A 21,017-nucleotide genomic window follows, 5' to 3' on the forward strand; every position below is an offset into this window, starting at 1 on the left:
GTATAATAATAAAAAATATGTAATATCACAGGAGGACAACATGCATAAGTATAAGGGCGTTATCTTTGATTTAGACGGTACCCTGGTCAATTCGCTGGAAGATTTGATTGATTCGGTCAACGGGATTTTGAAGTACAATCGATTTCCGGTTCACTCCTATGACGAGGGAAAAAAATTAATTGGCAGAGGCTTAAGAAATCTGACCCGGGATGCCATACCGGAAAAATATCGGAGTGATGATGTTTTTGTTGATGAATTAACAGAAATGCTAAAAGCGGAGTATGCTTCAAACTACATAAAAAAAACCAGGCCCTATCCGGGAATTACAAAACTGCTGGATTATTTAAAATTCCATGAAATCCCATTTAGCGTTTGCACCAACAAACCAGATGCGGCAGCAAAAGCGTTGGTAAGTGCTTTGTTCAAAGACTACGATTTTGTCGATGTGGTCGGTTTTACAAAAGATGAACTGAGAAAACCAAATCCGGAAACAACCTTAAGATTAGCTGAAAAAATGGGTGTAAAACCCCATGAGTGTCTATTTGTCGGGGATTCCACCGTTGATTATGAAACCGCCTTAAGAGCAGAAATGCTGCCGGTTTTATGTACCTGGGGATTTGAGTCCTTTGAAGTGTTGACCAAGTTGGATGATGCCATTTGGCTACATAACCCGATGCGGATTGTGGAAGCCCTGCGCTATGGGAAGGAAATGTATTCGCTTTTTAACGAAACCCCAGAACCTAACCCCAATGCTCATAAGAAAAAACACGGATGAGCTGGTGGGATTAGAAGTAAAATGAGCAAAGACTTGAAAACGCCAGAACTGTAAACGATAAACAAGCTGTAAACGAAAATCAAAATTACATATTGACAAAAAAACCAGGTCTTGTTATAATAAAAAATTTTACTTTTGATCAAAACTGTGGTATACTAACAAAGAGAAAACCACAGAGAGGTGAAGTTCATGCCAAAAGCAACCATTATGGACATTAGACGCGAGGTGGAAAATTGTCTTGGTAAACGAGTCAAACTTGAAGCACATAAAAGCAAGAAAAAACTCTACCAAAAAGAAGGGGTAATTGAAAGCACTTATCCCAGTATTTTTACCGTTCGAGTTCAAGAAGATAAAAGAAAAGAACAGAAATTGTCTTTTAGTTATTCTGATCTTTTAACTCAAAGTGTAAAAATTGTATTACTAGATGAGAATGAAACGGATGGCGCACTGTTAGTTTCATAACGACAACATAAAATAACCACATTAAGAGAAGAACTCAGGTTCTTCTTTTTTTTATGTCAATGCTCACAGGTTTCTAGGTTGAAGCGAACAAAGAACTTAGTTCTTCTCGAAGTGGTTTTCTTTAAATTATGTCGTTAAACGGACTTCCTGAGCGCGGGTTCGCAATAAGTTAAATTCTTTTCGAACCATAAAAGCTGTCCAGACAACAATCACGACGTCAATGGCAAAAGAGCCGTAATAGATACCAGCGACACCGACGATTCCCGGTAAAAATAACATGACTGGAACATAAAAAACCAATTGTCTGGCGATTCCGATTAAGGCGGCTGGTTTTCCCTTGCCGATTGAAGGGAATAGGGTCATCGCCATAAAGATAATCGACAATGGTGGTAGGATGGCCATGTAAATTCTGAAATAACCAAGTAGCGTAACTTCAAACACCTGATCGGCAAGCATCAGTCCCAAGATTGACTCAGGGGAGATCATAGAAATAATCCAAAATGGAAGTGTCAGTAACATCGCAGATAGCGCAAAAATTTTATAGGAACTGATCACCCGATCATATTGACCGGCACCATAATTGATCCCGATAACCGGCTGTAAAGCCCGCATTAATCCAAAAATAGGGGTCATCAGGAAGGTGAAAATACGATATACGACCCCATAAAAGGCTATATCGGCAGTGGTACCATATTTAGCCAATGCGTTAAAAACTAATACAGCCTGAATAAGGCTCATAAAACTCATAATCAGGGAAGGCAGACCCAGGCGGATGATGGTTGTTCCAATCTCTTTATCCCAGCTTAAGGACAGCATTTTTGTTTTGAAAGTTGAAAAACCCTTGCCAAAGTAAAACCAGCCAATTAACGTATAAACAAGCATCCCGATGTTGGTGCCCCAGGCAGCGCCGACCACACCGAAATTGAATACGCCCATCAGGATATAATTGGCGATAACATTAATAACTAATCCGGCACCCATCATAACAGCGGCTGATTTCATTTTGCCCTCGGCACGAACAATCATATTGCCTGCTAAACCGTAAATCCAGAAAAATGCGCCCCAGATTGTTGCTCTGAAATAAGCGTCACCAAAGACAAGGGATTCGCCGCTGCCACCCATGAAGGTAAGGAGCTGTTTTGAAAAGATCAGGGTGATGACCATATAGAGTATCGTTATTAGCAGTGCGAGTAAGTTGACATTACCCATGAGCTTTTCCTGGACTTGCTTGTCCTGTTTGCCTAAAGCAATGCTGAGGACAGAACCGGCGCCGACGCCAACAAGGGAGCCAAAAGCGACACTGATTTGCGCAAGTGGATAGGCCACTGAAACCCCAGCCAGAGCGACTTCGCCGACAAATTGGCCGACAAAGATTGCGTCCAGGATAGAATTCAAGCCATAAAGAACCATCGCGATGATGGCCGGCCAGGAAACATTAAACATGACCTTCCACAGGTTGTCGGCTAAGATTGACTGCTTTTGTCGTTCTTTACTATTTACAACTGTTTCTTTCATTGCAACTCCTTTTTAGTTAGAAATGTCTAACACGAAAATGTTTTTTTGAGGTTCACAAGGAACCTCGGTTTTATAAATATAATATTGATTTCCATCCGGCAGTAAAAAAAATCCGGATGTTTTCAATATAATTGTCGGCCGCTGATTTAGGCATGTCATGAACAACGATTTCGAAAACGGCAGCAAAGTAGGCACTCGAGAGTATATGCAACATTTCGGGTGAGGCCCGTCCAGAGATCAGGGCGTCACAACCGGTGTCCCGGATAAAATCCAGGGTGGCTGCGACTTCAGTTTCAACCAGGCTGTTTATGAAATCGTCATAAGCAGTGCCTTCAGCACAACTGATTAGCAGTTTAAAAGCATCAAAATGATCATAGATATAGGTGATGAGCTCTTTCTGATGGGGTGAAGAGTCATCATAAGCAACTCGCATTTTAACGTCCCGGGGGAGTTGTTCAAATGCTTTGTGTACGGCGATAAACTGTTCTTTAAACCCTTTAACAGCAGGATCAACCAGCGCTTCAAATAAAGCTTTTTTATCGGGAAAATAGCCGTAAAAGGCTCCAGTTGTCACACCGGCAGATTTTACTATATTCCTCAGAGAAGCATCTTTAAAACCTTTGTCTAAGAATTCTTTCTTGCCTTCAGCCATGATTCTGTCCAGAGTGGATTGTTTCTTTTCGCACATACCGGATACCTCCCCGTAATATAACAGTGTTATATTACGGGATTTATTTTACTATTAAATTTTTGCGGTGTCAATAACTATTTGAAAAATAGAAAAACGTAGTTCGTTAAGAATAGGTGGATTTTTTTATCACCGATGATATAATGAGTGGTATTGAAAAAGGAGTAAATAGATGGTTAAAAATATAAGAATAGAATCTGAAATTGGAAAGCTGAAAAAGGTCCTGGTTCACCGACCGGGAAAGGAACTAGAACGGATTGTTCCCGATTCCCTTAAGGAATTATTGTTTGAGGATATCCCCTGGCTGGCACGGATGCAGGAGGAGCACGATGCCTTTGCCACGATCCTTAGAAAACGTGGGGCCGAGGTGCTTTATGTCGAGGACTTATTAAAAGATATTTTAAAAAATACCGCGGTTCGGGAGAATATCATCGCTGAAGTCATCGACAAGAATCCCTCATCGGGAAACTACATTGATGGATTCTTAAATGAATACCTGATGTCCTTAGACAGCAATGCCCTGGGCGATGCCCTAATTGCCGGGGTGCTGCAAAAAGAACTTGACCATATCGATCGGCACCGGGTGCTGACTGATTATTTAAAAGGCCCGGAACCCTATGCTTTTTATTTAAATCCCGTGCCAAATTTGTATTTTATGCGCGATCCAGCTGTGGCTATTCATGATGGCATGTGCATTTCTGCCATGGCCACCCGGACTAGAAAACGTGAGAGTCGCTATTTAGCGGCTATTTATGAACATCATCCGATCTTTAAAAGTTGTGCAAATAAAACCTTTTACCAGGATACCAACTTCTTTTCAGTGGAAGGTGGCGATGTCCTGATTTTAAGCCCCACTGCAGTGGCGGTGGGGTGTAGTGAACGAACTGAGGTTCAGGGGGTTGAAGAACTGGCTAAAAACCTATTTAAGGCAGAGTTGGGCATAAAAAAGGTGTTGGCAGTAAAAATCCCTCGCAACCGGGCCTTTATGCATTTGGATACCGTCTTTACGATGGTAGACGTTGACAAGTTTATTGTCTACCCGGGGATACTTGAACAGGTGGAAACGGTCATTATGACCCCTGGCAAAGCGGATTATCTGCATTATGAACGAAAAGACAGTTTGATTGAGGCACTTAAGTCAGTGCTCGATTTGCCGGCCATTAGTCTCATTGAAAGTGGCGGCGGCAACCCGGTTGCCGCCGCCCGGGAACAATGGAATGACAGTACCAACACGCTGGCAATTGCCCCGGGTGTCATTGTTGCTTATACCCGAAATGAGCGCTCCAATGAGGTGCTCAGTCAAAATGGTATTGAAGTGATTGGTATTGAAGCATCTGAACTGGTACGGGGTCGGGGCGGTCCTCGCTGTATGACGATGCCCCTTTATCGGGACGCGTTTTAAACAAATCCGATCGTTATAGCAGTTGGTTTTATAGAATTGATTGTAGATGAACGATGTTACCTTGTGAAAGTAAAGATTATCAGTTAAAATAGATGAAAGAAGAGATAAACGGAGGAAGCGTTATGAATTTAAAAGGTCGTCATTTATTGACATTAAAAGATTTTACCCCAGCTGAAATACAGTATCTCATTGATTATTCAGCTAAACTAAAAGCAAAGAAAAAATCAGGCGAGGTGGGCACCCTGCTAAAAGGTAAGAACATTGTTCTTATTTTTGAAAAAACTTCAACAAGAACCCGTTGCGCCTTTGAAGTGGCGGCTTTTGATGAAGGAGCTAATGTCACCTTTTTGACCAATAGTCAAATGGGCAAAAAAGAATCGATTGAGGATACCGCCATCGTTTTGGGACGTTTTTATGATGGTATTGAGTTTCGCGGCTTTGAACAAAAGACAGTGGAAACGCTGGCCGAATATTCCGGAGTGCCAGTTTGGAATGGCTTAACCGATTTAGATCATCCCACTCAAATTTTGGCCGATATGCTGACCATCCAGGAAAATTTCGGATCGCTTAAAGGAAAACGACTGGCTTATGTGGGAGATGCCAGGAATAATATGGGCAACGCTCTAATGATCGGTTGTGCCAAACTGGGAATGCATTTTGTGGCGGTGGCCCCTGAATCCCTGTTCCCGGAAGAAGCACTGGTGTCTGAAATGAAAGCACTTTGCAAAACAACCGGGGGAACCATTACCCTGACTGCCGATATTAAAGCCGGAGTTAAAGGTGCTGATGCCATCTATACTGATGTCTGGGTATCCATGGGTGAAGAAGATCAGATGGCTAAACGGATCAAGCTGTTATCACCATACCAGGTGAACATGGAAATGATTAAGGCGACTGGTAATAATGAGGTGATCTTTCTTCATTGTTTACCAGCCTTCCATGATCAGGAGACATCCGTCGCCCGGGAAGTTAAGGAAAAATTCGGGCTAACTGAAATGGAAGTTACTGATGAGGTCTTCCGCAGTAAGCATTCCAAGGTCTTTGATGAGGCTGAAAATCGGATGCATACGATCAAGGCTGTGATGGTGTCGTCTCTGGTTGGCTAAAATGCCCGATTACGTTGTTGGATCAATTTATTCAAATCCTTGCGTATTATTGATACGCGGCGGGCTTTAATAAATTAATCCGCCGAGTACTCGAGGTTTCGCTCAACCAGAACAGCATAGCCTAAACGGCCCGGATCTTAGTACATGATTCATACCAGGAGATTAACAATAAATGGAGATTAAAGATATTAGAAAATTGCAAAATGGCTCCGATGTTCGGGGGGTGGCACTTGAAGGGATTGCCGGCGAAGCCGTTAATTTCACCCAGGACATGGCCATGAAAATAGCCTTTTCGTTTGCCACCTGGCTGGAAAAAAAATCAGGCAAAGCACCGCTGACCTTTGCGGTCGGAAGAGACAGCCGGCTGTCCGGAACCCACCTGGCGCAGGCCGTGGCTTTGGGTCTGGTCAGCAAGGGCAACAAGGTCTATCAATGCGGGATTGCCACCACCCCGGCGATGTTTATGACGACCATCGATCCGGTTATCGAGGCCGATGGGGCGATAATGGTAACCGCCAGTCATTTGCCTTTTAACCGAAATGGACTTAAGTTTTTCACCCGCGATGGCGGCCTTGACAAAGCCGATATCAGCGAGATTCTGGCACTGGCCGAAACGATTGAAACATCCTTCACGCCCGGCGGACAGGCACAGGACTATGATTTTTTACCGTCCTATTCTAAAAATATTGTCGCGTTTATCCGCGAAAAAACAAAAACGGAGCAACCGCTTGCCGGAGCCCGGATTGTGGTTGATGCCGGTAACGGAGCCGGCGGATTTTTTGTTGACCAGGTGTTAAAACCGCTGGGTGCCGATACCAGCGGCAGCCAGTATCTGGAGCCCGACGGCCATTTCCCCAACCACGTGCCCAACCCGGAAGATGCCGTGGCCATTGCCCATATCTCCAAGGCGGTATTGGACAACCAGGCCGATCTGGGGATCATCTTTGATACCGATGTGGATCGGGCGGCGATTATTGATGAAAAAGGGAATGCTATTAACCGCAATGGCTTTATTGCTTTTATTGCCAGTCTGCTTTTAGCGGATTATCCGGGGTCAACCATCGTTACGGATTCGATTACCTCCACCGGGTTAACAGAGTATATTGAGAGTCTTGGCGGGAAACATCATCGTTTTAAACGCGGTTATAAAAATGTCATCAACGAAGCGATCCGGTTAAATGAAGAAGGTATCGAAACCCATTTAGCCATGGAAACCAGCGGCCACGGCGCTATTAAAGAAAACTATTTTCTCGACGATGGCGCTTATCTGGTCACCATGGCGCTGATTAAGTTTGCCGAACTCCACCAGGCTGGCAAACCGATTAGCTCGTTTCTGGCAGGACTGAAAGAGCCGGTCGAAGCCGAAGAGATACGCTATAAAATAGCCACTGAGAATTTTAAAGATTATGGACAAAAGGTGCTGGCCGATTTTGAAAGATTTGCCGCCAGCCAACCCGGTTGGACCGTGGTAGCGCCTAATTATGAAGGGGTCCGGGTAAGCTGTGATGGAACGGCCGGTAACGGCTGGTGTCTACTGCGAATGTCTCTTCACGATCCGATTATGCCCCTTAATATCGAATCCGATACGGTCGGGGGCTGTGTGATCATTGAGACGGTTTTGAAAGAATACCTGCAAAAATTTGAAGCCTTAGTTTAATAAAAAAATAGCACTAAAAAACAGGATGGGTTTAACATCCTGTTTTTTTGTTTTAATCCGTTAATGTTAGGAATCGCTGGAGCTGAGGTATTTTGACGATCGGAAACAATCGGATTAACGATTGCCGCGGATCGATCACGGTTTAAACGACCGGGTATTCATAGATGTATTGGTGTAAAATATTGTCGTAAATATTGCCACCGGGGAAAACATCATACATGAAGATGGTAGTCTTTTGACCGTCAATTTCATCGTAGCCATAATACCTATAGCAGCTCTGCTCGAATTTTCCTTGAAACTCGATGATTTCGGGAACATCGGCTTCAGATGCGATTAGATAGTCATCAAGATACTGCCTAGCTTCGTCTTCAGTGGCCAGATAGCAGATCGTTTCATCACCTTCGGCTTGATATAAGTAGAATTGTTTAAAATCATTAAATAGACTTCCTTTAGGAGAGACAATGTAAGGTTGTTCCTGAATAGGACTATTAACAGCAGTTAATTTAAATCCTTTGTTACAATACCCTGTATATTTATATTCTTCATCTACACGCATCCCTAATTGAGCCAGCAATTGTTTTAAATAGGTAATCGCCTCATGCGGGCTTTGAATCAATTTTTTATAAAACGGTTCATCTTGATCCACTGTGCCACTGGGGGCACTTGAACCGGCCGGCAGGATCTGAATTTTGATGCCTTCAAGGCGATAGCCAAATCCTTCGGTGCCGGCACTTTCGCCGTTTTTAGTCCAGGCAAGCCAACCCATATTCTGAGCATGAACCTGATACCAGATATCAAATTGATCAGCAGTATCGCCAGTCAGTTTAATTTGAATGGCTTCTAACCGTAAGCTTTCGCCGGTGGTTCCGCTTGTTTCGCCGTTCTTTTTCCAGTTGGTGTTATCGCCTTGATCTTCCCAACCATAATTCTGGATATGGGTTTGATAAGCGACGTCAAGATTTGCGACCTGATTTTCAAGTTCGATTTGTATGCCTTCTAACCGTAAGTTTTCGCCGGTTGTCCCACTGAGAACGCCATCGGAAACAAATTCTTGCCAGCCTTTATTTTCAACGTGGGTCCGATAGCGGACATTGGGAGTCGTTTCAGCCCACACAGTTGTCGGAACCATCCCGACACTCAACAATAAGGCTAACATCCCGACAAAACATTTGCGAATACTTTTTTTCATTTTTTTCTCGCTTTCTTATTAGTCTTATATAAAGTATACGCTTACAGTTCAACACATTCAAGATAATTTATATTTTCTCAATTACAGAGGATATAGTCCTTTTTGATTTTAATATTGATCCGCGGCTTTTTTCAAAGGCTGTTCGGATCCCAGCAACTGAAACCCCCTGTTGTGAAAAGGCCTTGACCAGCGAAATGCCCCGGACATATTCAATCACCGCGCCGACCATTTCCTCCTGGGAGCTGGCGTGGACCGTTGAATTGCGTTTGCTGCGCTGCCCCATCCAGATCAGTGCGAGGTCGGAAAGGGCAATACCGGACAGGGCAATCAGCCCAATCGGCAGGCTGTAAAAGCTCAACGCCAGGATAAAGACCAGAACCATCAGATACCCTACTAGAAAGGCCATCATCGGCAATAAAGAAAGATAGCATTTCAGTGACACCGCCATCATCCAGAGGGTAAATTTTCTTAATATCGCCATCATCCAGGTGGAGAACGTGGGTGCAAGCCGCCAGAATCAGTTCGGGATCATGGGTGATAACAAACTGAGTTTTCCCCAGATCCGAAAGTTGCTGGATATTAGTTGCCACCTGCTGCATATGTTTTAAATCCAAACCGCTGGTGGGTTCATCAAAAAGGATAAAGGGACGGCAGGAAGCGACAGCACAGGCAATCGCAACCCGTTGCTTTTGTCCGCCTGAAAGAGACATCGGGTGCAGGTCTTTGAGCTCAGACAGATCAAGGCTCTCCAGGATTTTTAGGGCTTCGGCTTCGTTTTCTTCGTTCATGGAAATCAGCAGCTCATCCAGAACACTTTCGGAAAACAGCTGATGGTTGACATCCTGCATCACCATAAAGCAGTTTTTTAGACGATCCCGAGACTTTAGATCACAGCCGCTGATGTTAAGGGTACCGGAACACTTATTTTCGAGTCCGCATAGGCATCGGGCAAAGGTGGTTTTCCCGCAGCCGTTTTCGCCAATTACTGCAATAACAGCACCCTTGGGCAGACAGGCGTTGGCAATTTTCAGGCATGGATCACAATGGCGATAGGCATAATTAAAATCACAGATCGAAAAAGTGCTCTTAAAAGCGGGACGAACAGCCAAGGGTGTCCCATACAATGATTTAAGCTTTAGAATCCGCAGCCCCATCCGCTCCAGTTCGGCTTTGGGCAAAAGTGAAAAGGACGTGCCGGGATAGATTTTGATAATCCGCCCCTTATCCATCAAAACAACGCGATCGGCCAGCTCCTGCAAATAGTGAAGTCGGTGTTCAGCGATGACGATGGTTTTCCCCTGGGATTTCCATAGCGCAATTAAGGATTGGAGTTCCCGGGTAGCTTTCGCGTCCAGATTGGAAGAGGGTTCATCAAGTACGATTATTTCAGGCTCCAGGGCCGCCACCGAGCCACAGGCGATCTTTTGTTTCTGACCACCGGACAAGGCAAAAATACTCCGCTCCAGCAACATATCAAGACATAAATCCCGGGAAACATCGTCAATTCGGCGACCGATTTCATCAGCTGCTAAGCCCATATTTTCACAGCCAAAAGCCAACTCACTGGTAGTATCGACATTAAAAAACTGACTTCGGGGATTTTGAAAAACGGAACCAACCAGCTCAGCAGTATCATAGAGGGGAATTTGTGAAACATTCTTGCCGTTTACTAAAACCTCGCCGGAAAGCTGGCCGCTGTAAAAGTGGGGAATCAGACCGTTGATCAAACGGGTCAAGGTGGTTTTGCCACAACCGGAGCCGCCACACAGTAAAATGACTTCCCCCCGATTGATGGTTAAATTAAGATCATGAAGGCAACCACCGCCCTCGCTGTTTTCATAGGTGAAATTGATTTGGCTTAATTGGATCATGGTAATCTCCTTTATAAAAGAATCCAGGCAAAAAACAAAGTCAGGGTTACGGCAATTAAAATCCAGTCGATGAGACCAAACCCGACCCGGCAGATATTGGTTCGTTTAATCGGCTTCCCCAGTCCCCGGGTCAGGGCAGCGGCAGACAGTTCTTCACCAATTTTTACGGTGCACATCAGTACGGGAACAACCCGGTACTCCAACATGGCACCAATATTTTTGCCGTCAAAACGAATTCCCCGCATCCGCATGGCGTCAGAAATGGCGGCATTTTCTTCAGCCACAGTGGGAAAAAAGCGAAGCATCACCGAAAAAGGAATAATGATCTGGGGCGGTAGATGCATGCGTTCCATGGCCGCTACGAATTCGCTGATCTTGGTGGTGGTAACCAGATAATAGCCCATCACTAATGGTGGAATCAACCGGGACAGCAGGCCGGAACCAATGACCAAAACGAGATTTAAAAGCCCCTGGGTCTGAGTGACCAGAAAGATCTCAGCACTCATGGCCAGGGCAATAAAAATAAAATAAAAAATAGCTGGCCGATACTGACGCTCAGCAAGGAGTAGAAACAGCGGAAACAACGCTAAAAGTGGCCGTATGACAGCGGATAAGCCGCTGTAGCCACCGCCGATGAGGACAATATTGACAACCAGAAGCATCAGAATTTTTGTTCTGGGGTCCAGCCAGAAATGACTGCGTCGCTCATTGGCAAAGGTTGATGGATTCATCAGGCAATACCGGCCCGTTTAAAATGTTTTTTCAGGATCGCTTTGCCCAGATAGGCCCCAGCTAATGCGCCCAGGGCGATGAACACGATCATCAGAAAGAAAACCCAGGTTGGGGTAATGGCCATCAGCGTATCAGTGTAGTAATCCCCATAACCTTCGCGAATGGTTACAAAATAACTGTCCCGCATAAAAAATATCGGAATGAATAGAGCGATTAACCACTCACTAAAAACCACGTAACCGATGCGGATCTTCCCCCAATCGGTAAAATTGCCGGATTTGAGTATCACATCGGCGATTAGTGAGAAAGCCACCCCAAAGGGAACACCAATCCAGGGATGGCCGGTGAGCATCATCAGCAGACTTAGGATAGTACCCATAATGGTGACCATCCCGAATTTATTAACTCGGGTCAGAAAAAGCATAAAGGGTATCCCGGCAACCATCGGGCAAAGAAAGGGGATCGCCAGCATTAAAACGGGAATATAACCGACCATACCGGTGACAAAGAAAACTACAAAATAAATTGCTGTAAAAATACCGACATTAATTAAATCCTTGGCTTGCAGTTTGTTGTTCATAAAAACCTCCTGAAGTAAAGCACATAATAGTTAGACAAAGCTAACTGAATCTGCCAAAATAAACCGCCTGCTGGCGGTTATTTAAATAGATTCAATGAAAGCATAGCAATTTATCATGATTATTTCCACTCTGATTCGTTAATAAGGCTCCAAAAAGACAAAAATTTCAATGGCAGATAAGAGTTATTAAATTTTTTGATGTCAATTAAATGAAAAGCTTGTGATTCTTCTTAGAAAAGTGTTATACTTATATAACAATAATGGAGGGACTGAAATGGGGTTTCTATTTGAGAATTTAAAACACTATCATAGCAATATAAAAATAGTAGCGATAAACGAACACTGTACCGTTTATGAATTTTTTGCAGAAAACGGAAAGGGAACCATGACAAGCTATGAGGTCTTTCCGGGAATTGAGCTGACCTATAATGACTTTAAGATGGGGGAGTGTTTTGACAATCGGTATCCCAAAAAAAATGTCATGGAAATCAATCATTGTAATCAGGGACGTTTTGAAACGGAATTGCAGGATGGATCCTTTGTTTATTTGAAAGAGGGAGATTTTTCCGTCAATATGTTAGGAAGGCGGACAAAAAATTCCAGTTTTCCGCTGGAGCATTATTACGGCATTTCGGTGGTGATTGATTTAGAAGCGGCCAAAACACTTTCGAATCATTTGATGGAGGATATCGAAATCGATCTTTATGCGTTGCGGGAGCGGCTCTGTTTCGGGGATCATTGTTTTATTATGCGGGCTACGACAGCGATTAATCATATTTTTTCGGAGCTTTACACCGTTCCGAATGAAATTAAACGGGGGTATTTTAAATTAAAAATTTTGGAGCTGTTTTTGTTTCTTAGCACCGTTGATGTCAGTCAGAATTTTGAGGTGCCGCAATATTTAAGTCGTGTTCAGGTGGAGTGTGTTAAACAGATCAAGCACTATCTGGTTAGTCATCTGGATCAGCAATTTACCTTAAATGAGCTTTCGCGCCAATTTGGTATTTCATTAACGGCCATGAAAACCTGTTTTAAAGGGGTCTATGGCACAACCATTTTTTCTTTTGTCCGGGGCTATCGCATGCAGATTGCCGCCCAGATGCTCTTAGAAGGAAAAGAAAATGTCACTGAAATTGCCGGGCGAGTGGGTTACAGTAATGCCAGCAAATTCGCTGCCGCCTTTAAAAAGGAGTTGGCCGTATCACCAATGCAATATAAAAAAAATTGTCTAATTGGAGTCGGAAGCATCCGGTTGGAGTAGAGAAGGGGAGATAGAATGCATATAATCAGCCTTGTTAGGAATTCCTAACAAGGCTGTACTTTTTGGAAAAAGAAAGGATAAACGTATGCACACAGAAAAAAAGAAGTTTATTTTAAAAAGGTTTACTCCCTATATGGGAAGAAAGAAAGTGCTTTTGCCCGTATCGCTGATCTTGTCAGGCTTATCAGCGGTGCTTAATATTGTACCTTTTGTGTTTGTCTGGTTCATTACCCGGGAGCTGTTGTTAAATCCGCAGATGACCCAGCTGAGCAATATCGATTTTTATGCCTGGCTGGCATTGGGGTGCGCCATATTGGGCGTGGTTATTTATTTTTTGTCGTTGTTAAGCTCTCATCTGGCGGCTTTTCATGTCGAAATCGGAATGCAGAAGCTGGGTATGGAAAGAATTATGGCCATGCCGCTGGGCTTTTTTGATCAGCATTCCAGTGGGAAAATCAGAAAGATTGTCAATGATGGTGCCGCCACAACCCACGGCTTTTTAGCCCATCAATTGCCGGACATTGCTGGCAGCGTGGTTTCTCCTATTGTACTGATCGTACTGATTTTTACGGTCGACTGGCGGATGGGTTTGGCTTCGATGATTCCGATTATAATTGGTTTTATCACTATGAGCTTTATGATGAGCGATAAGGGCAAGGAATTTCAGAAGCGCTATTATGATGCCCTGGAAGAAATGAGCTCGGAGTCGGTGGAATACATTCGCGGCATTCCGGTAGTGAAAACCTTTGGTCAAAGCATTTTTTCGTTTAAGCGGTTTTATGACAGTATTGTTAAATATAAAGAGATGGTAGCGGCCTACACCCGACTCTGGCAAAAACCGATGTCGTTTTATACCGTGGTGATGCAGTCGGCCGTTTTTTTTCTGATCCCGATGGCAATTTTGCTCATTGGCAGAGGGGATAGCCTGCCGATGGTGTTGGCAGATTTTATTTTTTATTTATTGCTCACGCCGATATTTTCGATGCTGCTAATGAAATCCATGCACTTTCAGCAAAACACCATGATTGCCGAACAGGCCATCGATCGGTTTGATCACCTGATTCAATATCCGGCAATGGCGGAGGCAAAAAAAACCGAACGCATCGAAGAATACAGTCTGGAATTTAAAGACGTGGTGTTTTCCTATCAAGGGGCCGATAAAAAAGCCATTGATAAAATCAGTTTTAAATTAAAACCAGGAGAAACCATGGCTTTAGTTGGGGCCTCTGGTGGCGGAAAAACCACGATTGCCCGGCTGGCAGCCCGGTTTTGGGATGTCGATGCGGGGGAAGTGCTAGTCGGCGGAATTAATGTCAAAGCGATTCCCAAAAACGAACTAATGGATAAGATTGCTCTGGTTTTCCAGAACACCAAGCTTTTTAAGACCACATTAAAAGAAAACATTGTCTTCGGGAAAGAAGGCGTTAGTGCCGAAACAATTAACCGCGCCATTGATTTATCGCAGTCGCGGGAAATCATTGATCACCTTCCCGGGGGTATGAATACCGTGATCGGGGCAAAAGGGACCTACCTTTCCGGCGGTGAGCAACAACGGATTGCGATTGCCCGGGCCATGGTCAAGGATGCGCCAATTGTGCTGCTCGATGAAGCCACTGCCTTTGCCGATCCGGAAAATGAGCATTTAATCCAGAAAGCCCTTAAAGCCCTGAGCAAGGGAAAAACAACACTGATGATCGCTCACCGCCTGACCAGCGTTCAAAATGTGGATCGGATTCTAGTGATTGACAATGGTCGAATCGTCGAGCAGGGCAGTCATCAGGACTTGCTGGAGCGAGGCGGTTGTTACCGAAGAATGTGGGATGAATATCAACAAACCGTGGCGTGGAAAATTGACGCCCGCAGTGCAAACAATGGAGGTCAAGATGATCAAATACTTTCAAAATAAATATGCCATGTCGGAAAAAGGGGCTAGCGATCTTTTTAAGGCCATAATCTGGACAATTGTTATGGAATTTTCCTTTATGGCACCGGTGGTTCTTGGCTTTATCTTTTTAGATGAATACATGCAGGTGCTGTTATCACCAGCGACTTCACCGCAAAACAGTTTAATGTATTATGTGATCATGGCGGTGGTATTTTTCCTGGTGATGTTTGCGATCGCTTATTTTCAGTATCGCTCAGCCTACACCAAGATCTATGAGGAAAGTGCCAAAAGCCGGATCAATCTGGCCGAAACCTTACGGAAGTTGCCGCTGGCTTTTTTTGGGAAAAAGGACATTGCCGATTTAAGTTCAACCATCATGGAAGATGCAACCCAGATTGAAACCCTTTTTTCCCATGCGGTTCCCCAGATTTATGCCTCTGTGATCACAATTATGGTGATGGGGATCATGATGTTTTTCTATAATTGGCAGTTATCCCTGGCGGTTTTCTGGGTTGTGCCGGTGGCGGCGCTGGTTTTTTATCTGTCCAGAAAGTACCAGAGTACGGTGCACACCGAGCTTTATCAGAGCAAAAGAGTGATTTCAGACAAGATGCAGGAAGGGCTCGATTCCGCTCAGGAAATAAAATCCTACAATCAGGAAGCTACTTTTTCAAAAGAACTGGGTGGATTGCTTGATCAACTTGAAAATGACATGATTAAAAGCGAGCTGCTAACCGGGGCGGCCATTAATCTTTCCTATGTGTTGCTTAAATTGGGGCTTCCCAGTGTGATGTTATACGGGGCCGCGCTTTTGGCTCAAGGTACGATTAACGTTTTTGCTTATCTGGCCTTTATGGTCATTACCGCCCGCATTTATAACCCGATTATGGAAGTGATGAATAACCTGGCCCTGCTTTTATATTTAAATGTCCGTATCGACCGGATGAAGGAGATGGCCCAGATGCCCAAGCAGGAAGGAATCACCGCATTTAATCCGCAACACTATCATGTCGAGTTTAAGAATGTGGGTTTTTCTTACCAGGATGATATAGAAACCTTGAAAGATATCAGTTTTACTGCCCGCCAGGGAGAAGTCACCGCTCTGGTGGGACCCTCCGGCGGCGGAAAAAGCACCATTGCCAAGCTGGCGGCACGCTTCTGGGATATTGAAAAAGGGGCCATTACCCTGGGTGGCAATGATATTTCCCAGGTTGATCCGGAGGCCCTGCTTAATCATTATTCGATCGTTTTTCAGGATGTTACCCTGTTTAATTCCAGTGTTCTGGAGAACATTCGCCTGGGAAAAAAAGATGCCTCTGATGTGGAAGTTTTTAAAGCAGCCCAACTGGCCCAATGCGACGAGTTTGTCAAGCAACTGCCTCAGGGTTATGATACCCGGATCGGGGAAAATGGCGAAAAACTGTCCGGCGGCGAACGCCAGCGGATCTCGATTGCCCGGGCGATTTTAAAAGATGCACCGATTATTCTGCTCGATGAGGCAACCGCGTCCCTGGACGCTGAAAATGAAAGCAAGATTCAAAGTGCCCTGGGCGAGCTGGTAAAAAACAAGACCGTGCTGATTATTGCCCATCGTATGCGAACTGTTTTAGGGGCCGATAAAATTGTGGTCATCAAGGATGGCATGATTGCCGAAACTGGAAGTCCTCAGGTACTTAAAGAGAAAAAGGGCATCTTTGCAACCATGCTGACGGCCCAATATGAGCGATAGTTTTATAAAAGAATCGATATCCATTGATTTAAATAGTTTATATAGGGGCGATTTGTGATCACCCCTACCGGGCACAACTGTTAATTTGTCAAATACTTTAGATTAGTTTATGACGAAAAAGCGCTGCATTTTAAAATGCAGCGCTTTTTCTAACGACTAGTTTGTATCAGAGAAGGGTGTTTCGGCAGCAATGGTTTTGACCCCCAAAATAAAGTAAAGCAGATGGCAGATCCAGACAATAACCAAAATAACCCGTCCAATGACGGTGCCACCCATTAGGATAAAACCCAGTAGCATGGTGAGTGTTACCATTGAAACAACACGTATTTTAGCTTTCTTTGTCATGCCCTGGCCTTTAACCAGGGTTTTTAGATTATTCTGGTATAGCTTTGTTTGAATGAACCAGTTATGAAGACATTCGGAACTTTGGGTAAAGCAAAAGGCGGACAGTAGTAAAAAGGGCGTGGTCGGCAAAATTGGCAGGATGGCACCGATAGCCCCAAGTGCCAGACTGATAAACCCCAGAATCAGATAGAATCCTTTTTTAATTTTCATTGATGTGCCTCCAAATTTAAAAATGATCAGCTCATTCTTCCATTTTCCATGGAAAAAATGGTTTCGGCAATCTTCAAGGTTGATTGCCGATGAGAAACAAGAACAATGGTTTTACCAGCACCCTCTTTTTTAAGCGATTGCAGGATGATGGCCTCATTGAGGCTATCCAGGTTACTGGTGGGTTCATCCAGTAGAAATAATGGAGCATCATGAAGAAAGATGCGGGCCAGTCCGAGGCGTTGTCGTTCGCCACCGGAAAGGGTTTCGCCCAGCTCCCCAACCGGGGTTTGATAGCCTTGAGGGAGGGACAGGATGAAATCATGAATCGATGCTTTTTTACAGGCTGCTTCAATTTCTGACGGTGTCGCATCTTGTTTGGCAATCCTTAAGTTATTTGCAATGGTTTCCTGGAACAGATGGGTTTCCTGGGTCATGAAACCTTCCAGATCCCGCAGATTTGAGGTATTGATAGTATTGATGTTCGTATTTGAAATTTTAACGGAGCCACTGTCAACTTCCCAGAAACGCATGAGGAGGCGAAGCAGGGTTGATTTGCCACTGCCACTTTTGCCGGTAATGCCAATAACTTTATTTGGTGGAAGCTCAAGATCGACCGAATTGAGAATAGCGGTATCAGTGTAGTAGGAAAAGCTGGCCGCTTCAATTTTCACCTCTGAAAAGGAGACCGCGGGTTGACCAGCGATTTCATTTGTCTCGGGTGCCTCTTCAAGCAGATCAAGGATGCGGTTGCCGGCAGCAAAGGTATTTTGCAGACCAGAACCCAGATTGGCAAGAGAAATTACCGGCCCAAAGGAGCTGCTTAAGGCCAGAAAGGCAATCAGCAGTCCATCAAAACCAATGGTTCCGCTTAGATACAACTGGGAAGCAAGCAACAGCATGGCAAAATCGGAGATCAGAATCAACAGGCTGGAGACTGATAAGGTTCGTCCGGAAAGTTGCTTCATCCGTTTTTCCTGGGATGAGAGCAGCGCACCCTGGCGGTCCATTTCCTTTAATCTTTCAGCACTGTTGTGGTACTGAATGGTTTCACTTAAGCCCCGGAGGCTTTCTAGGACATAAGCGCTTAATTGGCCGGCGGCGGTACGATAGGCCCGACCCTCATTTTTGGTGGAAGATGCGACCCAGAGCGGGATTAAAACACCAATAAAAAGGTGGGCCATGACGGTGAGAAGACCCAGTGAAAAGTGGATACTGCTAATAAAAAAACAGATAAAAAGACTGTAGCCCAGAGCGATGAGTACCGGTGAAATGGTATGGGCATAAAAGACTTCAAGGAGTTCCACATCGGCGGTGATCAGACTGATCAGATTACCCTTATCTTTGCCCTCCAATTTGGCCGGACATAGGCGCCGCAGGGCTTTAAAGACCTGTTCTCTTATTAGGGTCAGCAGTTTAAAAGCAATATAATGGTTGCACAGTTGTTCTCCATAACGGAAAAAGCCGCGTATTCCGGCAAAAAACCCGGCCAGCAATAAAGCCGTTGTAACTGAAATGAAAACGGGAAATTGGAGCAGCGCCGCAATGGCATAGCCACCCATGATGGTGATAAAGCTTGCGATAAGATGACCGGCGATACCCAGGATTACTGCCAACAGCATAAAGAAAAGCAGGGGCTTTACTAAAAAGAGCAGTTTAAAGGCAATTTTAAAATCACTTCGTTTTTTCACTGTTTAGTACACTCCTTTTCCCATTGTTCAAGAGGATGTTGGGTATGCCATAATTTTTTAAAATAGCCATTCTGGTTAATTAATTGTTGATGGGTACCTTGCTCAACGATTTTTCCCTGGGACATCACATAAATAGTATCGGCATTACGGGCATTCATCAGACGATGGGTGATCAGCAGAACGGTTTTACGCTGGGCCAATGATTCGATTTGTCTCATAATCAGGTTTTCACTTTCAACATCGATGCTGGCGGTAGCCTCATCAAAAACGTAAATAGGGCTATCATGGAGCAGAGCTCTAGCCAGGGCCAGGCGCTGGCATTGACCACCAGAAAGATTCGCTGCTTTTTCAAAAAGTAGCGTGTCCAGGCCATTTTCAGTTCTTAAAAAACCGGACAGGCCCACTTCATCCAAGGCTTTCCAGAGTTCGGCCTCTTTTTTATCAGGACTGGCAATCAGTAAGTTTTCCCGCACCGTGCCTTTAAAGAGATAAGCCAGAGGACCAACGAAGGTGATCGCATCCATCAGACAATCACGCTTAATTTGATGAAGTGGGATCCCACCAATTTTTAATTCCCCCGTATAATTTTGCAAACGTCCATTTAAAAGAGCGGCAATGGTCGACTTACCGGCACCACTTTCGCCGACAATAGCCGTAAATCTCCCTCTGGAGATGGTCAAATCAATGTGTTGTAAGGTATCAAGCTGTGTTGAATAGGAAAAACAGAGATTGTTAAAAACAATGGCACTCCAGCGATCAGGAAAATATTTTGTACCCCTTATCGGTTCGGGCAGATCAATCAGGGTGAAAATACGCTCGCTGGCGGCAATGCTATTCATTGCGATATGAAAGTAGCTTCCTAATTGGCGCATGGGAAGAAAAAAATCGGCTGACAGAAGCAGGAACAACAAACAACCGCTCAAGCTGATTTCGCCATTCTTAAAAGATAAAATGGCGAGAATAATCCCCAGTGCGGCACCCCCAAAGGCGATCAGATCCATAACGGTAATCGAAGAAAGCTGCATCCGTAAAACTTTCATGGTAATGATGCGAAAGGCTTCGGAGGATTTATTCATCTCCTGCTGTTTAAAGGAATCGGTCTGATAGATTTTTAAGGTCGTCAAGCCTTGTAAGTTTTCGAGAAAGGTGTTGCCTAAGTTGGTATATTTTTTCCAGTATTGACCCAAAAGCTTTTTGGCAAAGGTTTGAATCAGGGCAATGGAGATCGGGATTAATGGGACACAGAGAAGTAAAATTAGTGCCGATAAAAAACTCACCGAGGACAAGACTAGAAATAAGGTTAGTGGTGCGATCAGGCTGTAGAAAAATTGGGGCAGATAGGAACCAAAATAAGTTTCGAGTTGATCGACTCCTTCAACAGCAGTTTGGACGATTTCGGAAGTTGAAACATGCAAAGAATATCCCGGACCTAGAAGCACGAGTTTTTCATAAATAATTCGTCTTAATCTTGTTTTCACAGATTGCGACGCCCGATAGCTAAAAAGAATCGCTGTTTGTATTGAAAAAAAACGCGTTAGTATCAAGAGTAATGTAACTAAAATGATGGGAATCGGCGGATAAAAGAACAACTGCTTTAAATACAAGGCTTCAAAAGCACTGGCGATGATAAACATGAGTCCGATGTTACAAAGCAAGGCGGTCCATTGAAAAAAAACATTGGTCGTAATCATTTTTTTACTTTCAGGAACGATGTGAATGAGTCGTTTATTGATGAGCATGCTAAAATTCTCCTCATTTTGGGAAACTAGTCGTAATGAAAAAAGTTACATAAAGGTTACATTGTTAGTTAAGTATAATTATTGTAAGTATATCGGTTCATAAAGAAATTGTCAATTAGAACATGACAGATTGAAATAAAGAGGGGGAACGGGGGGAAGAATACTGAGGAAAAATAAAAGCGT

Annotated in this window: 17 protein-coding genes; 8 read left to right on the forward strand and 9 right to left on the reverse strand. The window is 44.1% G+C overall.

The window, feature by feature from the left end:
- Positions 1 to 40: 40 nt before the first annotated feature.
- Positions 41 to 775 carry an HAD family hydrolase gene (locus tag U2P91_RS12175; RefSeq protein WP_111889063.1) on the forward strand — a complete coding sequence of 245 codons (735 nt, stop codon included), beginning with the start codon at positions 41 to 43 and terminating at the stop codon, positions 773 to 775.
- A gap of 189 nt (positions 776 to 964) precedes the next feature.
- Entirely contained in the window at positions 965 to 1,237 is a 273-nt protein-coding gene (locus tag U2P91_RS12180; RefSeq protein ID WP_111889064.1) for a Veg family protein, read from the forward strand.
- Between the two features lie 126 nt (positions 1,238 to 1,363).
- Here U2P91_RS12180 and U2P91_RS12185 read toward each other — a convergent pair whose 3' ends face one another.
- Positions 1,364 to 2,752 carry an MATE family efflux transporter gene (locus U2P91_RS12185; RefSeq protein ID WP_111889065.1) on the reverse strand — a complete coding sequence of 463 codons (1,389 nt, stop codon included), beginning with the start codon at positions 2,750 to 2,752 and terminating at the stop codon, positions 1,364 to 1,366.
- Positions 2,753 to 2,822: 70 nt separating this feature from the next.
- Positions 2,823 to 3,440 carry a TetR/AcrR family transcriptional regulator gene (locus tag U2P91_RS12190; RefSeq protein ID WP_111889066.1) on the reverse strand — a complete coding sequence of 206 codons (618 nt, stop codon included), beginning with the start codon at positions 3,438 to 3,440 and terminating at the stop codon, positions 2,823 to 2,825.
- A 172-nt stretch (positions 3,441 to 3,612) separates the two neighbouring features.
- Between U2P91_RS12190 and U2P91_RS12195 the strand changes: the two genes are divergently transcribed.
- From U2P91_RS12195 to U2P91_RS12205, 3 genes are all read left to right on the forward strand, one after another.
- Complete coding sequence (locus U2P91_RS12195) at positions 3,613 to 4,842, forward strand: arginine deiminase (RefSeq protein WP_111889067.1); 1,230 nt, start codon at positions 3,613 to 3,615, stop codon at positions 4,840 to 4,842.
- 122 nt (positions 4,843 to 4,964) lie between these two features.
- Entirely contained in the window at positions 4,965 to 5,948 is a 984-nt protein-coding gene (gene argF / locus U2P91_RS12200) for an ornithine carbamoyltransferase (RefSeq protein ID WP_111889068.1), read from the forward strand.
- 172 nt (positions 5,949 to 6,120) lie between these two features.
- Positions 6,121 to 7,605 (forward strand): phosphomannomutase/phosphoglucomutase, encoded by a 1,485-nt coding sequence (locus U2P91_RS12205; RefSeq protein ID WP_111889069.1) that lies wholly within the window; start codon positions 6,121 to 6,123, stop codon positions 7,603 to 7,605.
- A gap of 142 nt (positions 7,606 to 7,747) precedes the next feature.
- Here the strand turns inward: U2P91_RS12205 and U2P91_RS12210 are convergent, their stop codons facing one another.
- The 4 genes from U2P91_RS12210 to U2P91_RS12225 form a co-directional block, all read right to left on the reverse strand.
- On the reverse strand, positions 7,748 to 8,794 hold the full coding sequence (locus U2P91_RS12210; protein WP_111889070.1) for an Ig domain-containing protein: 1,047 nt from the start codon (positions 8,792 to 8,794) through the stop codon (positions 7,748 to 7,750).
- A 209-nt stretch (positions 8,795 to 9,003) separates the two neighbouring features.
- Entirely contained in the window at positions 9,004 to 10,665 is a 1,662-nt protein-coding gene (locus tag U2P91_RS12215; RefSeq protein ID WP_111889071.1) for an ABC transporter ATP-binding protein, read from the reverse strand.
- 11 nt (positions 10,666 to 10,676) lie between these two features.
- A complete protein-coding gene (locus U2P91_RS12220; RefSeq protein ID WP_322519720.1) occupies positions 10,677 to 11,396 on the reverse strand; it encodes an energy-coupling factor transporter transmembrane component T in 720 nt (239 codons plus the stop codon).
- Positions 11,396 to 11,977: an MptD family putative ECF transporter S component gene (locus U2P91_RS12225; RefSeq protein WP_111889072.1), complete on the reverse strand. Its 582-nt coding sequence runs from the start codon at positions 11,975 to 11,977 to the stop codon at positions 11,396 to 11,398. The genes U2P91_RS12220 and U2P91_RS12225 overlap by 1 nt, the downstream gene beginning before the upstream one ends.
- Positions 11,978 to 12,251: 274 nt before the next feature.
- Between U2P91_RS12225 and U2P91_RS12230 the strand changes: the two genes are divergently transcribed.
- The 3 genes from U2P91_RS12230 to U2P91_RS12240 all read left to right on the forward strand — a co-directional run bounded on the left by U2P91_RS12230 (position 12,252) and on the right by U2P91_RS12240 (position 16,852).
- Complete coding sequence (locus U2P91_RS12230; protein WP_111889073.1) at positions 12,252 to 13,238, forward strand: helix-turn-helix domain-containing protein; 987 nt, start codon at positions 12,252 to 12,254, stop codon at positions 13,236 to 13,238.
- A gap of 85 nt (positions 13,239 to 13,323) precedes the next feature.
- Complete coding sequence (locus U2P91_RS12235; protein ID WP_322519721.1) at positions 13,324 to 15,144, forward strand: ABC transporter ATP-binding protein; 1,821 nt, start codon at positions 13,324 to 13,326, stop codon at positions 15,142 to 15,144.
- Complete coding sequence (locus tag U2P91_RS12240) at positions 15,122 to 16,852, forward strand: ABC transporter ATP-binding protein (protein ID WP_322519722.1); 1,731 nt, start codon at positions 15,122 to 15,124, stop codon at positions 16,850 to 16,852. Before U2P91_RS12235 ends, U2P91_RS12240 begins: the two co-directional genes overlap by 23 nt.
- 156 nt (positions 16,853 to 17,008) lie before the next feature.
- On the opposite strand, the gene U2P91_RS12245 is transcribed toward U2P91_RS12240, so the two are convergent.
- From U2P91_RS12245 to U2P91_RS12255, 3 genes are read right to left on the reverse strand one after another with little or no spacing between them, the layout of a single operon-like run.
- Positions 17,009 to 17,407: a YbaN family protein gene (locus U2P91_RS12245; RefSeq protein ID WP_322519723.1), complete on the reverse strand. Its 399-nt coding sequence runs from the start codon at positions 17,405 to 17,407 to the stop codon at positions 17,009 to 17,011.
- Between the two features lie 26 nt (positions 17,408 to 17,433).
- The gene (locus U2P91_RS12250) at positions 17,434 to 19,095 is read right to left on the reverse strand and encodes an ABC transporter ATP-binding protein (protein ID WP_322519724.1); all 1,662 of its coding nucleotides are present in this window, start codon (positions 19,093 to 19,095) and stop codon (positions 17,434 to 17,436) included.
- A complete protein-coding gene (locus U2P91_RS12255; RefSeq protein ID WP_322519725.1) occupies positions 19,092 to 20,834 on the reverse strand; it encodes an ABC transporter ATP-binding protein/permease in 1,743 nt (580 codons plus the stop codon). Before U2P91_RS12255 ends, U2P91_RS12250 begins: the two co-directional genes overlap by 4 nt.
- Positions 20,835 to 21,017 lie beyond the last annotated feature (183 nt).

The sequence above is a fragment of the Acetobacterium sp. K1/6 genome, from assembly GCF_034438075.1.
Classification (GTDB): Bacteria; Bacillota; Clostridia; order Eubacteriales; family Eubacteriaceae; genus Acetobacterium; species Acetobacterium carbinolicum.